General features: G+C 38.1%; 14 protein-coding genes and 2 pseudogenes. 7 read left to right on the forward strand and 9 right to left on the reverse strand.

Annotated features, from left to right (window positions below):
• The 5 genes and pseudogenes from O1449_RS04075 to O1449_RS04095 all read right to left on the reverse strand — a co-directional run bounded on the left by O1449_RS04075 (position 1) and on the right by O1449_RS04095 (position 5120).
• On the reverse strand, positions 1-1128 hold the full coding sequence (locus tag O1449_RS04075; RefSeq protein ID WP_269239233.1) for a helix-turn-helix transcriptional regulator: 1128 nt from the start codon (positions 1126-1128) through the stop codon (positions 1-3).
• 252 nt (positions 1129-1380) lie between these two features.
• Positions 1381-1543: pseudogene (locus O1449_RS04080) on the reverse strand (hypothetical protein).
• 95 nt (positions 1544-1638) lie between these two features.
• Positions 1639-2694, reverse strand: coding sequence for a formylglycine-generating enzyme family protein (locus tag O1449_RS04085; RefSeq protein WP_269239234.1), 1056 nt, complete (start codon positions 2692-2694; stop codon positions 1639-1641).
• Entirely contained in the window at positions 2691-4370 is a 1680-nt protein-coding gene (locus tag O1449_RS04090; RefSeq protein ID WP_269239235.1) for an arylsulfatase, read from the reverse strand. The genes O1449_RS04085 and O1449_RS04090 overlap by 4 nt, the downstream gene beginning before the upstream one ends.
• Before the next feature lie 132 nt (positions 4371-4502).
• A complete protein-coding gene (locus O1449_RS04095; RefSeq protein WP_269239236.1) occupies positions 4503-5120 on the reverse strand; it encodes a rhomboid family intramembrane serine protease in 618 nt (205 codons plus the stop codon).
• A gap of 154 nt (positions 5121-5274) precedes the next feature.
• Between O1449_RS04095 and nfuA the strand changes: the two genes are divergently transcribed.
• Together nfuA and O1449_RS04105 are read left to right on the forward strand one after the other, a co-directional pair.
• Complete coding sequence (gene nfuA, locus O1449_RS04100) at positions 5275-5913, forward strand: Fe-S biogenesis protein NfuA (protein ID WP_004663326.1); 639 nt, start codon at positions 5275-5277, stop codon at positions 5911-5913.
• Positions 5914-6139: 226 nt separating this feature from the next.
• Positions 6140-8407 (forward strand): TonB-dependent siderophore receptor, encoded by a 2268-nt coding sequence (locus tag O1449_RS04105; protein ID WP_269229840.1) that lies wholly within the window; start codon positions 6140-6142, stop codon positions 8405-8407.
• A gap of 25 nt (positions 8408-8432) precedes the next feature.
• On the opposite strand, the gene O1449_RS04110 is transcribed toward O1449_RS04105, so the two are convergent.
• On the reverse strand, positions 8433-9443 hold the full coding sequence (locus O1449_RS04110) for a hypothetical protein (RefSeq protein WP_269239237.1): 1011 nt from the start codon (positions 9441-9443) through the stop codon (positions 8433-8435).
• A 24-nt stretch (positions 9444-9467) separates the two neighbouring features.
• On the reverse strand, positions 9468-10481 hold the full coding sequence (locus tag O1449_RS04115) for an alpha/beta fold hydrolase (protein ID WP_269239238.1): 1014 nt from the start codon (positions 10479-10481) through the stop codon (positions 9468-9470).
• A gap of 237 nt (positions 10482-10718) precedes the next feature.
• Here O1449_RS04115 and O1449_RS04120 point away from each other — a divergent pair, with 237 nt between their 5' ends.
• Positions 10719-11333 carry a carbonic anhydrase gene (locus O1449_RS04120; RefSeq protein WP_269229843.1) on the forward strand — a complete coding sequence of 205 codons (615 nt, stop codon included), beginning with the start codon at positions 10719-10721 and terminating at the stop codon, positions 11331-11333.
• A gap of 33 nt (positions 11334-11366) precedes the next feature.
• Here O1449_RS04120 and O1449_RS04125 read toward each other — a convergent pair whose 3' ends face one another.
• Positions 11367-11996, reverse strand: coding sequence for an arylesterase (locus O1449_RS04125; RefSeq protein WP_269239239.1), 630 nt, complete (start codon positions 11994-11996; stop codon positions 11367-11369).
• A gap of 36 nt (positions 11997-12032) precedes the next feature.
• Between O1449_RS04125 and O1449_RS04130 the strand changes: the two genes are divergently transcribed.
• Both O1449_RS04130 and O1449_RS04135 read left to right on the forward strand, forming a co-directional pair.
• On the forward strand, positions 12033-12737 hold the full coding sequence (locus O1449_RS04130) for an ABC transporter ATP-binding protein (RefSeq protein WP_269239240.1): 705 nt from the start codon (positions 12033-12035) through the stop codon (positions 12735-12737).
• Positions 12734-15226: an ABC transporter permease gene (locus O1449_RS04135; protein WP_269239241.1), complete on the forward strand. Its 2493-nt coding sequence runs from the start codon at positions 12734-12736 to the stop codon at positions 15224-15226. Before O1449_RS04130 ends, O1449_RS04135 begins: the two co-directional genes overlap by 4 nt.
• On the opposite strand, the pseudogene O1449_RS04140 reads toward O1449_RS04135, so the two are convergent.
• A pseudogene (locus O1449_RS04140) lies at positions 15223-16047 on the reverse strand (rhomboid family intramembrane serine protease). The gene O1449_RS04135 and the pseudogene O1449_RS04140 overlap by 4 nt on opposite strands.
• 72 nt (positions 16048-16119) lie before the next feature.
• On the opposite strand from O1449_RS04140, the gene mtgA reads away from it, so the two are divergent.
• The gene (gene mtgA, locus O1449_RS04145) at positions 16120-16794 is read left to right on the forward strand and encodes a monofunctional biosynthetic peptidoglycan transglycosylase (protein ID WP_004663315.1); all 675 of its coding nucleotides are present in this window, start codon (positions 16120-16122) and stop codon (positions 16792-16794) included.
• Positions 16795-16906: 112 nt separating this feature from the next.
• On the forward strand, positions 16907-18985 hold the full coding sequence (gene ppk1, locus O1449_RS04150; RefSeq protein ID WP_269239242.1) for a polyphosphate kinase 1: 2079 nt from the start codon (positions 16907-16909) through the stop codon (positions 18983-18985).
• Positions 18986-19027 lie beyond the last annotated feature (42 nt).

The following is a 19027-nucleotide window of genomic DNA, read 5'->3' on the forward strand; positions in this document are numbered from 1 at the left end:
TTATAAAAACTGCATCAATAATTGAATTAACTCACTTTGCCGATGCGTTTTGGTTTTCTTGAAAATCGCTTGTAGATGTTTTTTGACAGTATCAGCCTGAATATCGTGTGAGAGAGCAATTTCTTTGGTGGTTTTACCCTCAAGTAATTGCTCACATATTTTGTGTTCTACAGGTGTGAACATAAAAAGCTGAGTACATATTTCTCGTTGATATTTAGGTTTATGTTTTAAACCAGAAAATGTGGCGAGTAAAACTGGACGTAGACCAAAAATCTTGTGAGTTTTTTCTGGACTTAATAAATCCAGTGTTAAGAATAAATGATCATCAACCATCATAATTTTGCTACGTTCAGCGTAGCTTAAGTCATGATGGCGCTTATGTTGGCGTTCTAGCTCAATCAGGTTTAACTCAAATTGTTGTTGGCTACTATCATTAAATACAAAACGACGTTGTTTGATTTGGATCAGTTTACTATTTTCCAATAGCTGTTTTGCTTCTGTATTTAATTCAAGAATATCTCCATTCAAATTAATAATCGCAATTGGCTGATTCATTTTTTGAATTAATTGTGACCCGAGTAAGGTCATTGTCGAGTATTCAAAATGATGTCGATATTGTTGAATTTTCTGCTGTAGTACCGGTAATAATTCATAAATCGGCTGTAATTCAGAACAACTCAAAGCACCTCGTTCGGGGCTAGTCAAAAATGAAAGTATGATACAAACTTTATGATCATAAAGAATTTGTATTGCTGAACAAAAACGTAAATTTAGAGGTTTTAATACTTGTTGATAGACTTGAGTTTGAAGAATTTCATCTTCTGTGAAATGTTGAAAACAATGCATCCAACCTTGCATTGGAGCCACTAACATTTTGTTTAAGCGAGGATCATCATCTATATCTAAACGAATTTGTTTTAGTGCGGCTTGTTCAAGTTGATGTTCATCAAAATCAACGCCATGATGAACACTAAAAGATAGCGCTTGTACTTCAAGATCAACTGCGAGTAGTTGAGAGGCTTGTAGATTAAAATGTTGATTCAGTTGTTCTAATAAAATAATCCAATCATCAGCATGCTGCACCTTATTTAAGATTTCCATGACAGTGCTTTGTTGGCTTAGATCCATTCAAAAATCTCATTAAAATAAATAGAATACATTTCCATTTAGTTTATATGGGTTTTAATTAAATGAAATCAGTAACTGAAATATATTCTAGTTTTATTTATACAATTTGATGAGATGAATCATTTGAAAGAAAAAATTGAAAGAAAAAATTGAAAGAAAAAATTGAAAGAAAAAATTGAAAGAAAAAATTGAATAAACTTTACGGTTTGATAAAAATGCCTAAGCCTTATCAAAGCCTAGGCGAGATTGAATTTAACAACGTCCTTTTTTAGCCTGTCCTGGAGGACAAAAATCACCATGACGATCATGGTGATTGTCTGGGTCAACAATCCACGCTGCCATGAGGAGTATGCACTGCATAGGCAGATAAGCTAAATGTGATTAAAGTGCTGAAGCAAAGTAGTATTATTTTCATCATTACATCCTATTTTTATTGCTTTCTTATTTACTTTAAATTGATCCAAACTTTTCGACTAGCGTAATGACGCATGTTTTGAATAGAGATTTGAATCATTCGACTGTACGTAAAATAGTTCTAAATCCCACATGGGTTGCTGCCAAATCAAACTCTTGTGGATAACGACTACTGTTTCGATAGCGGGCGCAAAAGTTGGAGGCACATAAAAAAGAACCGCCTTTAAGTACATATTGCGTTGCGGTACTATTTTTTTGACGCAGTTCCGCATAATTACCCATGTGTTGATCATGTGCGCCGTGATAAGCAGAAGAGGTCCATTCCCAGACATTGCCAATCATATCGAATAACTTAAAAGCATTAGAAGGATAACAGCCGACAGGCGCCACACTTTGAAAATGGTCCTCAACGCTATTCTGGAAAGGAAACTCACCTTGCCAATAATTGGCTTGTGGATGTTGATGTGTATCTTGTGGCGCTTGGTGTAAAGGAGTATCGCTTTTCGAACCTGCTTTGGCTGCATATTCCCATTCTTGCTCAGTAGGTAAATCCCGACCTAACCAAACAGCATAGTGCTCAGCATCATTTTTAGTGACATAGCGAACAGGTTCAGAAGGAAGAGGGGCTTGACCTGCTGCACCATTAGGATTTTTCCATGTGTAATCTGCTTTGAGTTGCCACCATTGGTTTTGAGTGTTCACATTCGGTGAAAATACCGCAGCCTGTTTTTGTTTTTCTGCATCGGTGATGTAGTTTGTAGCTTTCACAAAACTAGAAAATTGGGCAACCGTCACTTCAGTTTGGTCGATCCAAAAACCATCTACTTGACGTTGTGGTTTGCCAAAATTCAATTCATCAGGATAGGCAAGATTTGAACCCAGTTGAAACGAACCTTTAGGAACCCACACCATCCCAGAGGTTTTACTGTTTTGCCATGCATTGGGTAAGCCTGAATATTGTTGGCATTGTTGTAATGTGCCAAGTTGTGTCTGTGTCTGTGTCTGTGTCTGTGTCTGTGTCTGTGTTTGTGTCTGTGTCTGTGTCTGTGTCGTGGTTTGGGTATGTGGATGACGGCTATCAGGCGTAACTTTACTACAGCCTGTCACAAGGGACAGGCTGCTAAGTGAAACTAAAAAGATAATCCACTTCATTTAAGGAAATATTCCTTAACACCATTTTGTTGGGTGTATTGGTTATACACATTCACCAATTCTTGTAACTTGGCTGGATTATCCTGAGCAAGGTTTTGCGTTTCACCTCGATCATTTTTGAGGTTATACAATTCCCAAGACCCAGTTCCTAGTTCTGATTTGCCTTGTAATGCAATTTTCCAGTCGCCTTGACGAGCATATTTACTACCATGTAGTTCATCTGCGAAATTAAAGTTCACTGGGCGAATGGCTTGGGCTTTATTGTCGAGTACAGGTTTCCATGAATAACCGCTTGGCGTATTGATTTGACGGCCTTTGTATTGACCTTGTGGGACGGCAATATTTGCGTAGTCGAGCACGGTTGGGAACACATCCAAGACTGAGGCAAAACCATGATGAGTGGCTTGAGCTTTACTTTGATAGGGTAGTTTTACAATTGCAGGTGCGGTAGTTGCACCTTCGCCCGCTGTATCTTTCCATAAATGAAATGGTGCAGCGCTGACTTCTGCCCAACGTGGTCCAACATAGTGATAAGAGTTCGCTGCACCGACATTACTGGTACTGTTATCAAAACCTGATTCCGCTCCATAATTGCCACGAATAAAGCCTTCTGCACCATTATCCGAAACGAAGAAGATTAAGGTATTGTCATATAGATTATTACGTTTCAGATATTGAATCACACGACCAATATTGGCATCCAAATTTTCGACCATGCCTGCATAGATTTCCATTCTGCGCGCTTCTAAAGCTTTTTGCTCAGTTGAAAGCTCATTCCACTTGCCATATTTTTGCGGTACATTTTGTGTGGCGATTGGTTCAGCTGCTTTAAAGTTTGCTGGAATTAATCCGAGTTGTTTTTGACGGGCTATGCGTGCATCGCGGATTACATCATAGCCTGCATCATAAACCCCACGATAACGGTCACGATATTCAGCGGGTGCTTGCAAAGGCCAATGTGGTGCGGTGTAAGCAGCATAGGCAAAGAACGGCTTGCCTGAGTTTTTACCTGATTCTAGATAGCTGATCAGTTTGTCGGTGAAGTATTTGGTAGAGAAGAAATCATCAGGTAAGGATGAAATCGGAACTTGTTTGCCGTCTTCTGTATAAGTTGCATTACGCTTATAGGCATTCGGTGATTGTTTAAAATGTAGGTCTAAGCCTTGTAATAGGGTAAATGAATGATCAAAACCTTTGGCATGTGCATTGGTTGCATCGGTTAAACCCAAGTGCCATTTACCACTGATATAGGTTCGGTAGCCATTGTCTTTCAATACTTCTGCAATAGAGAGAGAACGCTCATTCAAATAGCCCTCATAACCAGCTTGACCTTTTAGATGCTTAGGTGTGAGTTCAGCCATTGCACCAATTCCCGCTAGATGATGGTCAGTCCCCGAAATCAATTGCGAGCGTGTTGGTGAGCAGGTCGGGGCAGTATGATAATCCGTTAAAATACGACCTGCTCGGGTTAGTTCATCAATATTTGGTGTATGAATTTCCCCACCAAAAGCGCCTAAATCGGAATAGCCTAAGTCATCAGCCATAATAAACAAAATATTGGGTTGCTTCTTGGTTTCAACCACAGTATTTGAATTATCAGAATCATTGCTGCAAGCTGAAATTGACAAGCTAAATAATGCAATAGAAAGTGTGCTAAGGAGACTGTTACGAGACATTAGAATCGACTTAATTTTATAGAAGAATTATGGCGAGTTTAGAGCGATGATTTTTATGATAAAAATAATTAAAATTTGATTATTAATCTTAAAAAAAGAAAAGCCCCAAAAAAGGGGCATGTATGATAAAAATTAAAATGGTATTTGAGTGAGTTGATTTAAAAAGTGCGGCAGCACTTTAGGTTCTAATAAAATTGTCATGACAACACCATACGCTGCTCCCCATAAGTGAGCACTATGGTTGATATTTGTGTTGCCTCTTTTGCCAGACCAAATACTATAAGCGACATATAAAATGGCAAAAATAATCGCAGGAACGGGAATAAAGAAAACGAAAATGAGCTTCCATGGTTGAAACAGAATATAAGCAAACAATACTGCAGAAACAGCACCAGACGCACCTAAACTTGCCCAATGAATATCATGTCGATGTTTTAAATAACTTGGTAAAATTGCTGCAATTAATCCACCTAAATAAAATAAGACAAAGCCTGTGTCATAAAAAAACTGACGATAAAAGCTTTCTATAATATTGCCAAAGAAGAACAGCGTGATCATGTTAAAGAGTAAATGAGTACCATCAGCATGAACAAAACCATGTGTGATAAAGCGGTCATACTGTCCACGTTGCAGTGCAGGTGGCCAAAAAATTAAACGATTCATCACCGTTTGATTTGAGAAGGCTAACAAGGAAATCGCAACTGTAATGATGATCAGTGTCACAGTATGACTAAAGGGTAGATGTAACATAAATGTTTTAAAATTGATCAGTGTCTTAGCAATAATGCCATCAAAAACTTAATAAACAATGATCTTGCATAGAATTCCTACAAAAATGGTTGATTTTTTTTTATTACACTCCATCTTCGGTTAAGATAACGACATCAGCTTGAGGAATATTGTTATGTCGACTGAGAACACCAACACTGCCATTGCAGAAGAAATCCCAAACCTTTTGATTACTCCATCTGCGCAAGAGTATTTAAGTGATTTATTATCAAAGCAAAATACTCCAGGGATTGGCGTTCGTGTTTTTGTAGAGCATCCAGGTACACCGCGTGCAGAATGTTGTATGGCATATAGCGCACCTGATGAAGTGGTACCAACAGACTACAAACAGGAATATCCTGATTTTCCTGCTTATGTTGATGCACCATCCATTCCATATTTATTAGATGCTGTCATTGACTACAACAAAGATCGTTTTGGTGGTCAATTAACTTTCCGTGCACCAAATTCGAAAGTGCCGCGTGTTGGCCCAGATGCATCAATTGAAGAACGAATTACCTATATTTTACAATCTGAGATCAATCCAGGTTTAGAAGGTCATGGCGGTAATTGTAGTTTAGTTGAAGTAAAAGATGATCCTGAGCATGGGCTTACTGCTGTATTAAAATTTGGTGGTGGTTGCCAAGGTTGCTCAGCAATTGATGTTACCCTTAAACAAGGTGTTGAAACGACATTACAACAGCATGTTCCAGAATTAAAGCGTGTGGTTGACCAAACTGATCACTCTCAGTCAGAAGGTGCGTACTTCAAGTAATAAAACTTGAAATTTATTGCATTATAAAAGCCCTGAATAGGGCTTTTTTATTGTTTATTTAGTCAAATTTTATTTGATCATTATGTTCGTGAATGTGTAAGTTGAATTAAATAATGAAAATACAAATAATAATTATTATCATTTATATTGAGTTTTATTGTTTCTTTGTTAGAATCTAGCGTAGTTTTTTAGCAAATCTTATGATTTATCCTAATTAGGTGGGAATATGTCTAATAAAATAGCACGCCATACATTACTCGCGACTTCGATTCTGAGTGGCATGATGACGTTTGCATATGCAGCAGAAACTACAGTTAATCAAAGTGGATTGGTTGAAAAATCAAATGAAAACGATGTTGTTAAACTGGAGACAATTGTTCTAACAGCAGAGGAACAAATTAAACAATCTCTCGGAGTTTCTAAGATCACTGCTGAAGATTTAGAAAAAATTCCAGTACGTAATGATATTTCTGAATACGTTCGTCGTATGCCAGGCGTTAACTTAACAGGGAATAGTGCAACAGGTCAGCGTGGAAATAATCGTCAAATTGATATTCGTGGTATGGGGCCTGAGAATACACTCATTTTGATTGATGGAAAGCCTGTTTCCTCACGTAACTCTGTACGCTATGGTTGGAAAGGAGAGCGTGACACACGGGGAGATTCAAATTGGGTACCAGTAGAAGCAATCGAGTCTATTGAGGTTTTACGAGGTCCAGCAGCAGCTCGTTATGGTTCTGGAGCGGCGGGTGGTGTCGTCAATATTATTACTAAGAAAGTAACGAATGAGACACATGGTTCCATTGAGCTATATAGCAATCAACCTGAAGATTCAAAAGAAGGCGATTCTACTCGAGCAAGTTTCAATCTAAGTGGTCCAATCATTAAAGACATTTTATCTTATCGTTTATATGGTAATTACAATAAAACTGATGCAGATGCAGTAGATATTAATAAATCAATTGGCAGTCAGGCTGCTGGTCGAGAAGGGGTTAAAAATAAAGATATTGCTGGGCGCTTAGCTTGGCAAGCAACTGATGAACAAACAGTATTGCTTGATATTTCTTCTGGTCGCCAAGGCAATATTTATTCTGGAGACTCTCAATTAAATTCAAATGCAGAAACCGATCCAATTCTTTCTCAACTTATCGGGAAAGAAACCAATACCATGTATCGAGATAGCTTGGCGCTAACTCATGAAGGAGATTGGGATTGGGGCAAAAGCAAATTGGTTGCGCAGTACGATAAAACACGTAATAAAAGACTTCCAGAGGGTTTAGCAGGAAGTGTTGAAGGAAAAATTAATAATTTAAATGATCGTGTTACATCTAAACTAGACACTTTTAGATTGAATGGTGAGCTAAATATTCCACTTGAGTATTATCTACCCCAAGCATTGACCTTAGGTGTCGAATGGGTGGAAGATAAATTCACTGATCGGACTTCTACAATACAAGGCAAGGATCAAAGTGGTGCTGGCTATGGCGATCAGCTTGCTAAAGGTGATCGTAGTAAAATGGAATCACGAATTGCATCGGCATATATTGAAGATAATTTCAAACTTACAGATATGACCGATGTTGTGGTCGGTTTACGTTTTGATGATCACAGTAAATCAGGCTCAAACTGGAGTCCAAGTTTAAACATAACGCAAAAACTAAATGATCATTTTACTTTGAAAGGGGGGATTGCCAAAGCCTATAAAGCCCCGAATATGTACCAAAATGCTGAAGGTTATTTATTAAGTACCAATGGTAATGGTTGTCCAGCAAATATTGCTTCGCGCTGTTTATTACAAGGTAATGGCGATTTAAAACCAGAAACTTCAATCAACAAAGAAATTGGGATTCAATTCCAAAAAGATGTTGTGAATGCTAGCTTAGCTTGGTTCCGTAATGATTATAAAAATAAGATTGTTGCTGGAACAGACATTGTTGGGACTGTGAATGGTTCAAGTACAAGTGCAAATGGAGGGGTTACGCAAACGACTTGGAATATTCTTCGTTGGGATAATACACCAGAGGCATTGATTCAAGGGTTTGAAGGGAGTTTAGGACTAGATTATGGCAATATCCGCTGGACCAACAATTTCACTTATATGATGGACTCTAAGGATAAGAAAACAGGAAATCCTTTGTCACTTGTTCCAAAGTATACGATTAACTCAATTTTCGATTATGACATTACGGATCAATTGGATGTGAATTTTGTTTACACTCAATATGGTCGTCAAAAATCACGTCAATTCGCAGAAAATAGGATTGAAGCAGGTGTGGGTTCAGGTGGTACAAGTAGTGCGATTAAGCCAAGTGATGTAAAAAGTTATAGCTTAGTCGGTTTAAATATGGGCTATAAATTTAACAGTCAATTCAGCACTCGTCTTGGTGTAAGTAATTTATTTGATAAACAAATTTTAAGAGATAGTAACTCAATCAGTCAAACATATAACGAACCGGGTCGGGCTTATTATGCAAGTTTAAAATATTCATTCTAAGCAAACAACGATAAAGCAAGGCACTTTAAGTGCCTTGTTTTTTTAGTATTTCATTGACTTGTTCTGAGTAATAAAATTTTTCTAGATGTGCGCGTGCACGTTGTTTTAAATATCCAGTTTGAATCACTTGCTGTAGCACGGGCGTGAGTAAGTTATTTAATTCATTCTGAATTAAATCTTCATCAATATTTAGATCACGCAGTAACAAATCGAAAGTTCTCTCTTGGTTTCTTGCGTACCACGCATAGACTCCATCATGAATCTGCTGTTTCAAGTAAGGCGTTTGGCGAATATGATCCCAAATTTCATGACCTAATCCCACGGTTTTAGGTAAGTCTTGAACTTCAAAGTAGTTTCGTAATACTGAAATCGGCATCAGTTTAATTTTATGCCAAAGATTTGCTTGGAAGTGATAGAGCTTGTCATCATTAAAATGTTGATTTAAAACTCTTTCACTCATTTGGCTGATCTTTAAAATATTCTTTTGCAGATAATGTCCAATGGTCTCATTGAGATTTGAATCTGTGACTGACTCTAAAACGGATTTACCCATTTTCATAAAATGCCCTACGCCAGGAACGCGTTTAGACATGACTGAATTATCTAGATAATCTTGAATTGAATGCTGGATAAGCTGCGTAATCAGAGCTGAAAAAGCAGGGTTGTTGACGATGGTCTTAATTAAATCTTGGCGATGTCTCGTTTTGCTCGCAACATATTGTGCAATTGAGTCGATGGTCAATACAGGAATAACCTCTTCAATCCTGGTGGTATCATTGAGTGGATGAATGAGAGCGAAACGAATATGTTCAGCAATTTGCTCAATTAAAAATGAACTGGCTGGCGTAGCGAGAATTTGTTTCTCGATCAGTTTAAAAATCTGTTCAAATGACCAAATATGTTGTAGTTGTTGTAAACGTAACCAATGATATAACTGTTTAAATTCATATTGAATCGTTTCGGTTTGTGCAAACTCTTGATCTAGAAAATCAAGTTGTGCATCTATTAATTGTTCTATCATTGGATGTTTAGACATAAAATCTCAAATTCTTAATTAAGTTTATGGTGAAGGGGCAGTTGCAGGCTTTTGTGTTTGGATCTTGCTCAAGAACGGTAAATATTGTTGAACGACCAATTGATCTGCTTCCAAGATGGGCATATGCCCCACATTATCTAAAATCACAGGTGCTTGCGCATTTTTCAATAATGATTTTAACTCAGGTGCTACTTCGACATTAATAATTTTATCTTGCTTACCCCATAAAATCAGGGTGGGAGCATCAATTGATTTTGCAAGCAGAGCAAAAGAATCAGGGGTAAATAATTTATTGAGTGCGATCACTTGATCTACCATCTTCTGTGTTTGCTCAACTTGACCAATCATCATTTTTTCCTGTGCTTGAGCAATTTCTTTTGGAATAAATGGCGGAGCATACATCGCCTGTTGCATCAAGAAATTAAAGTCACCTTTTTTACTGACGATCATATTTTTCACATGGTTCGGATCTTTGAGATAAGGTGTTGTTGCTGACTTATATACACCTGCCGCATCAACCAAGAATAGGCTTTTCGTTTCAAAAGGATATTGACCTGCGTATAGCATTGCAATCGATCCACCAAGTGAGTGACCTGCAATATGTGCTGGACCTGTCAAATTTGCGGCTTCGATAAAACGACGTAATTTTTCAGTCACATTCGGAACTGAATAATCAAAGTCTTTAGGAACTTGCGTTTCGCCACTTGCAGGTAAGTCAGGGATAATAACATGGTAATTTGCCGTTAATGCATGTGCGACACGATTCCAGTTATCACGACTACCTGCTAAACCGTGAATTAAAATGACGATCGGCTTTCCTGCTTGACCACCTTCACTATATGACCACGTAATATCGCCCACTTTTAATGTCTTGGTTTGTAAGCCAGCCCAAGTACGTTCTTGTTGTAATAAGTTTTGAAAACTCATTTCTATTTCAGCAGCTTGAGTAGAACTTACAGCAATAGTTGCTAAGCTGAATGAGAGCAAAGTGGCAGTGATCGTTTTTCGGAATGGTGTTGAAAACAGTGTTTTGATCATGATTGTTCTATCCTTGATTTATTTTTAAACCAATTGATTATTCTAGAAGTTTGGAGTGGAGTCATTTGCATAATCTACAGATGTATGGAAATTCTTGCCAATGAAATCATAAATTTTCCACGATTTAACTGATTAAAAGATTACTCATCAATGATGATAGTTTCTATTTTTGTCAGTGACTTTCGAAGATGCGCACATTAAACTATTTGCTCATGTCAATCATAGATGGATGTACGCATGCTCACCGCTCAAGAAGCCTTAGAACGTTTAAAATCTGGTAATGCTCGTTTTGTTAAAGGGGAAACGACCCAGCAAAAATTGCTCACTCACCAAGAGCGTGCTGAAATGGCAAGTGAACAAAATCCTTTTGCTATCGTCTTAGGATGTTCTGATTCGCGTGTACCTGCCGAAATGGTATTTGATCAAGGTTTAGGTGATTTATTCGTTATCCGAGTTGCTGGAAATATTGTTGCACCCTCTCAGGTTGGTAGCGTTGAATTTGCAGCAGAGCGTTATGATTGTGCAGTCGTCGTCGTATTAGGTCATAGTCACTGTGGTGCAATTCAAGCAACCATTGGTACTCTAATGAATCCTGATCAACCGCCGTCATCAAATTTGATGTCGATTGTGAACCGAGTACGTCCTTCAGTAGAAATTTTGATGCAAACTGACTTAAAAGATGATTTGAAAAAATTATCTGCACATGCAGTTCGCTCAAATGTATTTGCTTCTGTTAATCAATTACGTCATGGATCAACCGTGTTAGAAAACTTAATTGAAAAAGGTAAAATGATCGTGGTTGGGGCAGAATATTCGCTTGAAACAGGTGAAGTGACGTTCTTTGATTTTTAATTAAAATCGAAGACTCTAAAAAATAAGAGGTGCCTAAAGGGCACCTTTTATATAGGGATAAGCCAAATTTAACAGGATAGGTTGGGCTTTGGCGTTTGGGTGAATTTGATCATTTTGGATTAAATGTTTATGTCCCGCGACACCTTCGAGGAAGAAGGGAAGTAATTTGATTTTAAATTGCTGACTTACAACTTTATAATTATTTTCAAAAGCTGTGCTATAGGCTGTCCCATAATTTGGTGGTATTTTCATACCGAACAGTAAAACTGAAGCTTTCTGTTTTTGGCTGAGTTGTACCAATTGTGCTAAATTTTTTTGAATCATTTGGGGGGGGTGACCACGTAAGCCATCATTTCCACCTAACTCAATTACAACAATTTCAGGCTGATAAGTTTGTAATAATTTAGGCAATCTTGCCAAAGCACCACTTGTAGTTTCACCACTGACGCTTGCATTGACCACTTTATGCTGTTTCGGATACTGTTGATCTAAACGCTGTTGTAATAGGTTTACCCAGCCTTGTTTGGCATCTATGCCATAACCTGCACTGAGACTGTCACCCAAAATTAAAATAGTCTTTGCTGAAACGAGTGTTGGTAATACGCCAATCGTGATGATTCCAAATGTTTTGGATAGCGAAAATAAAACTTTAGATATTTGCATCGCACTTCAAATTTGTCCTCAAGGATACGTGACATCATGCCACAACCGATTATTTCTGCCCAAAAAGTTACACAAAATATCCACATTAATCAGCAAACATTAACCATTTTGAAAAATATTGATTTAGATATTTATCAGGGAGAGCAGATTGCGATTACGGGGCGTTCAGGTTCTGGCAAATCAACATTATTAGGCATTTTAGCGACGCTTGATCGACCGAGCATGGGGGAGTTATGGGTCTGTGGACAAGCGGTACATACCTTAACAGAAGAACAACGTGCTCAAGTTCGCTTAGAAAACATTGGTTTCGTTTTTCAATCTTTTCAGCTTTTACCACAGCTTAGTGCACTCGAAAATGTGATGTTACCCTTACGTCTTCAACCTGATTTCAATTTTAAGCAAGCTGAAAAAAAGGCATTGCAATGGCTAGAGCGTGTTGGATTAGTTCGCCAAGCACAGCAAACGCCTAAAGTTTTATCGGGTGGTGAGCAACAACGTGTTGCGATTGCTCGAGCCTTAATTGCTGAGCCTAAGATTATTTTTGCAGATGAACCGACAGGTAATCTGGATGGGCAAACCGCAGCAGAAATTGAGCAACTGTTATTTGATTTAAACAAAGAACTAGGAACAACTTTAATCCTTGTAACGCATGATCAAAATTTGGCAGCCTTGTGTCAACGACATGTCAAATTGCTTGATGGTCAAATCCAAGAAATTATAAAAGTGCAGGAGGGCGTATGAGTTCAGTCCTCAAGCCACTGCTTTTGCAAAGCTTCCGTACAGGAGGATTGTATTTATTGATCATTGCTCTGTCTTTGGCAATCAGTGCCACCACCGCATTAAAATTTAGTAATACTCAAGTTCAAAATGCCATTTCATTGCAAGCTGCTGAAATGCTGGGTGCAGATTTAGTTTTGTCTGATAATGACCCTATCCAATCAAAGTGGATACAAAAGGCCCAACAACTTCATCTAAAACAGACACCTGTCACTTTGTTTGGATCAATGGCACATACCCAAGATCAATTTGTGATGGTCAATGTCAAAGCTGTCGATGAACATTTTCCGCTACGTGGTAAATTAGAGATCCAACCGAGAGCGAAATCTATTCAACAAGGTGAAGTTTGGTTAAGTCCAAGAGCAATTGATCTATTAAAAGTAAAAGTGGGGGATCAGGTTGCAATTGCTGATGGCAAGTTTAAGGTCACAGGTATCATTGAGCATGATTCTAATCAGGAATTGGGCTTCTCAGGTTTTTCACCAACTGTGATTATTCATCAAGCAGATATTGCGAAAACCAATGCTATTCAGGTTGGGAGTCGGATTGATTATCGTCTGTTGATGGCGGGTGAGCCAAAACAAGTTGAAACATTTAAGACCGTTTTTAAACAAGAAACCAAGCATGAATCTGATCCCAAAGTTGATCAAAATCGTGGTCAGCAAGCAGAGAATAGTGAACAAAGTTCATTGAAACTACGTGATGCGAGTCAATCCAATACTCGTTTGATGAAACCCATTGAAAATCTGGATACCTTTCTACAGCTTGCCAACCTTTTAACGATTCTGTTGTGTGGGATTGCGATTGCTTTAACTAGCCAACGTTATGTGCAACAAAATCAGGATCATATTGCTTTGATGCGTTGTCTCGGTGCGAGTAAACGACAGATATTAGTCGCTTATATGATATTGCTTGCGATTGTCAGTGCCTTATCAATTGTGATTGGAAGCTTAATCGGAATCGCGTTGGGATATGGTTTGTTGCAATTGATGTTGCAACTGATTCCACAATTACAACTCAGCTTTGCTATTGCTGATTTGCTTATGGCATTACCCATTGCAATTTTTACTAGTGTTATGGTGTTAATTGGTTTTATTTTGCCAAGCATTTGGGAGTTACTGAATACGCCACCAATTCGTGTTATTCGTCAGCAAGAGCGTTCACGTAAATCCTATATCATGATGTTTAGTGTCGGTATTGCGAGTTTGGTCATATTTAGTTTGGTGCTGAGTGATAATTTAAAGCTAAGCTTATTGGTCTTATCTGCCATATTAGTACTTTGTGTGACTCTATTTGCTGTGATTTGGTCATTACTGAGAGCAATTAAGCAGTTGAAACATCCCTTATCTGCTTATGTTCGAATCCCACATCAGACAGCCTTGCAAATTACTGCGCTTGCATTAGGTCTAAGCTTAATAACGGTTCTAAGTGTTTTAAGAACGGATTTATTAGAGCGTTGGCAGCAGCAATTGCCTGAAGGTACACCGAATCAATTCGTCTATGGTTTACCTCCTTTTGATATGCCACAGTTCAAACAACAGCTTGAGCAGAATAAGTGGCAAACGACGCCTCTTTATCCCAATATTCGGGGGCGTTTAATTGCTAAAAATGGACAGGCATTTAGCACTGAATTAATTCAACAAAATAATTCTTTACGGCGTGAGTTGAATTTGACACAAGCGGAACTTTATCCAAAAGATAATCTTATTACTCAAGGGAATCCAAAGTTCACCCAAGTTGGACAAGTGTCGGTAGAAGAAAAATTGGCTACTGAGTTAGGGATCAAAGTCGGTGATCAGCTGAGCTTTAGCTTAGCTGAAGGATCATTGAATGCCAAAGTGATTAACCTACGTTCAGTTGAGTGGGAGAGTTTTAGCCCTAATTTTTTCTTTATTTTTTCGCCCAAAACCATGGATGAAAATGCAGGAAGCTATTTAGGCAGTTTTTATGTTCCTACTGCAGATCAGCCGAAAATGGTACGCTTGATTGAACAATTTACCAATACTGTATTTATTGATGTGGGGCGTGTTTTAGATGAAGTGAAACGTTTAATGAATATATTGGTTCAGGTGGTGACAGTCTTGGCAATATTGGTTGGTTTGTCAGGTATCTTGGTTTTAATTGCTTGTCTAAATGTTTTAATGGATGAGCGTCGTAAAGAAGTGGCATTATTACGATCTTTTGGTGTCGCAAAAAATAAATTAAAACAGATGCTCAGTTTAGAAATCGGTTTTATTGGCTTGGTGGCAGGAATTGTGGCATGCCTTTTTGCTGAAGCGATTAGTGCGATTGCCAGTTACAAGATGCAAATGGCAATTCAATTTCATCCTGAAATTTGGTTAATTTTACCGCTCAGTATGATGCTGTTATGTATGTTGATTGGTCGATACCGACTCAGTTATTTATGTGATATTCCACCGTTACAGAGTTTGAGAGAGATGAACCAATCTTAAAAACTTAACTGGTTTTGACGCAGGATTTCACTCCATAAGGGATGAAGTCCTGTGCTTAACTCATTACAGTAAACATAAAATCCGAGCGTTAATAAACTAGCTAAAACCAGTGCAATGATTTGTAAGATAACTGGATGCTGAGTTTTATGACTGAAATACCAAGAGCCTGCAAGTAAAGCACCCATGATCATTCCACCGATATGTGCTGCATTATTAATACCTGAAACAGTAAAACCAAAGGCAAGGTTGATAGCCATAATCAATAATAATGACTTTTTATCTAACCAAAAACGTTGTTGGGGCAAAGGTGGAAATAAAGAAACAGTTGTGAGTGCAGCACCTAAACCCATCACTGCACCAGATGCACCAGCACTGATATGTGGAATGAGGGACGATTAAAGTCCCGCAAGGCGATCGAAATGTTGTAATAATTCATAACCGTCTCGAATACTGAGATAACTGGAAAGAACGCTACCCATTAAACCCGCGAGAAAATACAGCGCAATATAATAACGACGACCAAAAAGTGGTTCAGCAACACTCCCGAAAATATACAGTGCCCACATATTCAGCATTAAATGGATCAGACCGAAATGGAAAAACATACTGCTAAACAGACGTTCGGGCTGTCCAGAGAAGGTGAGTGGTGTAAAATCTGCTCCCCAAGTAATTGCATCCATAGGGGAAGGGTCGGTAATATTCACACCTGAAAGAATTTGCCAGCCAAATAAACCAACATTGATGGCAATTAATAATGCTGTAAACCACCATATCTGTATTTGCAACTTTTGAGTAATTTGTGGTGGAGTGGTTTCAGTCATATGTTTATGCAAGTTATTACGATATAAAAATAGCTTAGCATGAATTTGTTGCCCAAGGAGTGATGCGCTTTAATGAAAGCCTTTTTAGCACGTGCAGTGATGTTGATTATCGGTATCATTCTTCTCATTCAGCTTTGGATTTTTAGTAGCTTGGTGTGGTGGAGAACGCAGCCTGTTGAAACAACGATGTTTATGCGTTGGGATTACCTGACTGACTTTAAGCCAATTCAACAAGACTGGCGTGATTATGATGATATTAGTGATAACTTTAAGCATGCAATTTTGGCTGCTGAAGATGCTAAATTTATTCATCATCATGGTTTCGATTGGGCTGGGATTCAATTTGCATTAGAGCGTAATAATGAAAAAGGGGAAGTCGTTGCAGGCGGTTCCACGATTTCTCAACAGCTCGCAAAAAACTTATTCCTTTATAATCAGCGTTCATTTATTCGTAAGGGGCAGGAAGCTGTTGCTACATGGATGATGGAACGTATGTGGTCAAAACGTCGAATTTTAGAGGTTTATATGAATTCGGTCGAGTTTGGTCAAAATATCTATGGTGTTGAAGCTGCTGCACAATTTTATTATGGTAAGAGCTCGAAAAGTTTAACGCGTGAGCAAGCTGCTTTTTTAGCTGCTTTACTACCAAATCCTAAGTATTATCAAGACCATCGTAATGATCATAAGTTACAGTTTCGTAAGCGTGTGATTTTAAGGTATATGAATAGTACACAAATTCCACAATAATTCAGATAAATTAAAAAAAGCTCAATATTTTTGGGCTTTTTTACCAAATTGACATAATTTTGCAGCATACTTAAACCGTGTTTTGATGAATGATAAAGCGACAAGGTTCAGTATGAATACTGCAGTGACGACAACAACGCCAATAGAATATACTTATAATGATCGATATATAAATCGTGAACTTTCAATTCTCGATTTTCATTTACGCGTACTTGAGCAAGCAGTTGATCCTCTCCACCCATTATTAGAAAGAATGAATTTCCTGCTTATTTTTTCAAGAAATTTAGATGAATTTTTTGAAATTCGTGTTGCAGGAATGATGGAGCAATTAACTTTAGGCAATGAAAGTCGTACACCAGATGGTTTGACCCCTAAGCAAGTGCTTGATCAAATTTCTAAAACAGCACATGCTGCGATTGAACGACAATATCGTATTTTAAATGAACAAATTTTACCAAAATTGCGTGAGGAAGATATTTGTTTCTTACGTCGTGGCGAATTGACCCCAGCACAATCTGCATGGATTAAGAAATACTTCCAAGAACAAGTTGCACCCGTTTTAACACCGATTAGTCTTGACCCAGCACATCCATTTCCACGGTTAGTCAATAAAAGTTTAAACTTTATTGTAACGCTAGAAGGTAAAGATGCCTTTGGTCGTCAGATTGATCTTGCGGTTGTGCCTGCACCTCGCTCTTTACCCCGTGTGGTTCGTTTACCCGATGAGCTTACAGATGGTAAAGAACATCATGTCATGTTGTCTGCGATTATCCATGAACATGTTTCAGATCTATTCCCTGGTATGACAGCAACAGGCTGTTATCAATTCCGTGTGACGCGTAATGCCGATTTAGCCTTAAATGAAGATGTTGAAGATTTAGCAAAAGCTTTAAAAGGTGAGTTGAGTTCACGTCGTTTTGGACGTGCCGTACGTTTAGAAGTTACGCATAATTGCCCAAAGCATATTTATGAATATTTGTTGGATGAATTTGATTTAGAAGAAGAACAGCTTTATCGCGTAGACGGCCCTGTAAATTTGGCTCGATTACTTTCTAATTTTAAACGTCCACATTTACGCTATGACTCGCATACGCCAGTGGTTCCAAAAGTATTTAAGAAGACTGAAAATATTTTTGCCGCGATGCAAAAGCAAGATATTTTATTGCATCATCCATTTGAATCATTTGCACCTGTAATTCAATTATTGCGTGAAGCAGCACGTGATCCGCAAGTTTTGGCAATTAAACAAACACTTTATCGTAGTGGTGCAGACTCAGAAATTGTTCAAGTTCTTGCCGAAGCGGCGCGCAATGGTAAAGAAGTCACTGCTGTGATTGAGTTACGTGCTCGTTTTGATGAAGAATCAAATATTGAAGTTGCAAATGTATTGCAAGAAGCGGGTGCTGTGGTTGTTTATGGGATCGTTGGTTATAAAACGCATGCCAAAATGATTTTAGTCGTACGCCGTGAGAATAATAAATTAGTACGTTATGTACATTTGGGTACAGGTAACTACCATGCCACGAATGCACGTATTTACACCGATTATGGTTTAATGACGACAGATAAAGATCTGTGTGAAGATGTACATCGAATTTTCCAAGAGCTTACGGGCATGGGGAAAATGGCAAAACCGAAAAAGTTATTGCATGCACCATTTACATTACATGCTCAACTAATCAACTATATTGATGAAGAAATTGCCAATGCCAAAGAGGGTAAATCGGCGCAGATTATTGTAAAAGTGAATGCGTTAACCGAAGTACAACTCATCAATAAGTTATATGAAGCATCGCAAGCAGGCGTACAAATTGACTTAATTATTCGTTCAATTTGTTGCTTACGTCCGGGTCTTCCGAACTTGTCAGAGAATATTCGTGTTCGCTCAATTGTGGGAAGATTCTTGGAACATACACGAGTTTATTATTTTAGTAATAATGGTAATCCTCGTATTTATTGTTCAAGTGCAGATTGGATGGACCGTAATTTATTTAATCGCGTAGAAGCATGTTTCCCGATTGAAGATCCTGCATTGAAAAAGCGTATTTATCAATTAGGTTTAATGAATTATTTAAAAGACAATCAGCAAGCTTGGTTATTACAAGGTGATGGTGTCTGGGATCGTGCTAAACCGGTTCAGGGTGAGGAACCGCACAACGCGCAACATACGTTACTTGATGCGATTAAATAAATCTAAAAACCGACCTTAAGGTCGGTTTTTTGTAGATATAGA

Source organism: Acinetobacter sp. TR3 (assembly GCF_027105055.1).
GTDB lineage: Bacteria > Pseudomonadota > Gammaproteobacteria > Pseudomonadales > Moraxellaceae > Acinetobacter.

What these genes read in the sequence shown, in the direction of transcription:
- O1449_RS04075 (WP_269239233.1), bottom strand. Translation starts at nt 1,128, where the DNA reads ATGGATCTAAGCCAACAAAGCACTGTCATGGAAATCTTAAATAAGGTG.
- O1449_RS04110 (WP_269239237.1), bottom strand. Translation starts at nt 9,443, where the DNA reads ATGTCTAAACATCCAATGATAGAACAATTAATAGATGCACAACTTGAT.
- O1449_RS04115 (WP_269239238.1), bottom strand. Translation starts at nt 10,481, where the DNA reads ATGATCAAAACACTGTTTTCAACACCATTCCGAAAAACGATCACTGCC.
- O1449_RS04125 (WP_269239239.1), bottom strand. Translation starts at nt 11,996, where the DNA reads ATGCAAATATCTAAAGTTTTATTTTCGCTATCCAAAACATTTGGAATC.
- O1449_RS04120 (WP_269229843.1), top strand. Translation starts at nt 10,719, where the DNA reads ATGCTCACCGCTCAAGAAGCCTTAGAACGTTTAAAATCTGGTAATGCT.
- nfuA (WP_004663326.1), top strand. Translation starts at nt 5,275, where the DNA reads ATGTCGACTGAGAACACCAACACTGCCATTGCAGAAGAAATCCCAAAC.
- O1449_RS04090 (WP_269239235.1), bottom strand. Translation starts at nt 4,370, where the DNA reads ATGTCTCGTAACAGTCTCCTTAGCACACTTTCTATTGCATTATTTAGC.
- O1449_RS04105 (WP_269229840.1), top strand. Translation starts at nt 6,140, where the DNA reads ATGTCTAATAAAATAGCACGCCATACATTACTCGCGACTTCGATTCTG.
- ppk1 (WP_269239242.1), top strand. Translation starts at nt 16,907, where the DNA reads ATGAATACTGCAGTGACGACAACAACGCCAATAGAATATACTTATAAT.
- O1449_RS04085 (WP_269239234.1), bottom strand. Translation starts at nt 2,694, where the DNA reads ATGAAGTGGATTATCTTTTTAGTTTCACTTAGCAGCCTGTCCCTTGTG.
- O1449_RS04130 (WP_269239240.1), top strand. Translation starts at nt 12,033, where the DNA reads ATGCCACAACCGATTATTTCTGCCCAAAAAGTTACACAAAATATCCAC.
- mtgA (WP_004663315.1), top strand. Translation starts at nt 16,120, where the DNA reads ATGAAAGCCTTTTTAGCACGTGCAGTGATGTTGATTATCGGTATCATT.
- O1449_RS04135 (WP_269239241.1), top strand. Translation starts at nt 12,734, where the DNA reads ATGAGTTCAGTCCTCAAGCCACTGCTTTTGCAAAGCTTCCGTACAGGA.
- O1449_RS04095 (WP_269239236.1), bottom strand. Translation starts at nt 5,120, where the DNA reads ATGTTACATCTACCCTTTAGTCATACTGTGACACTGATCATCATTACA.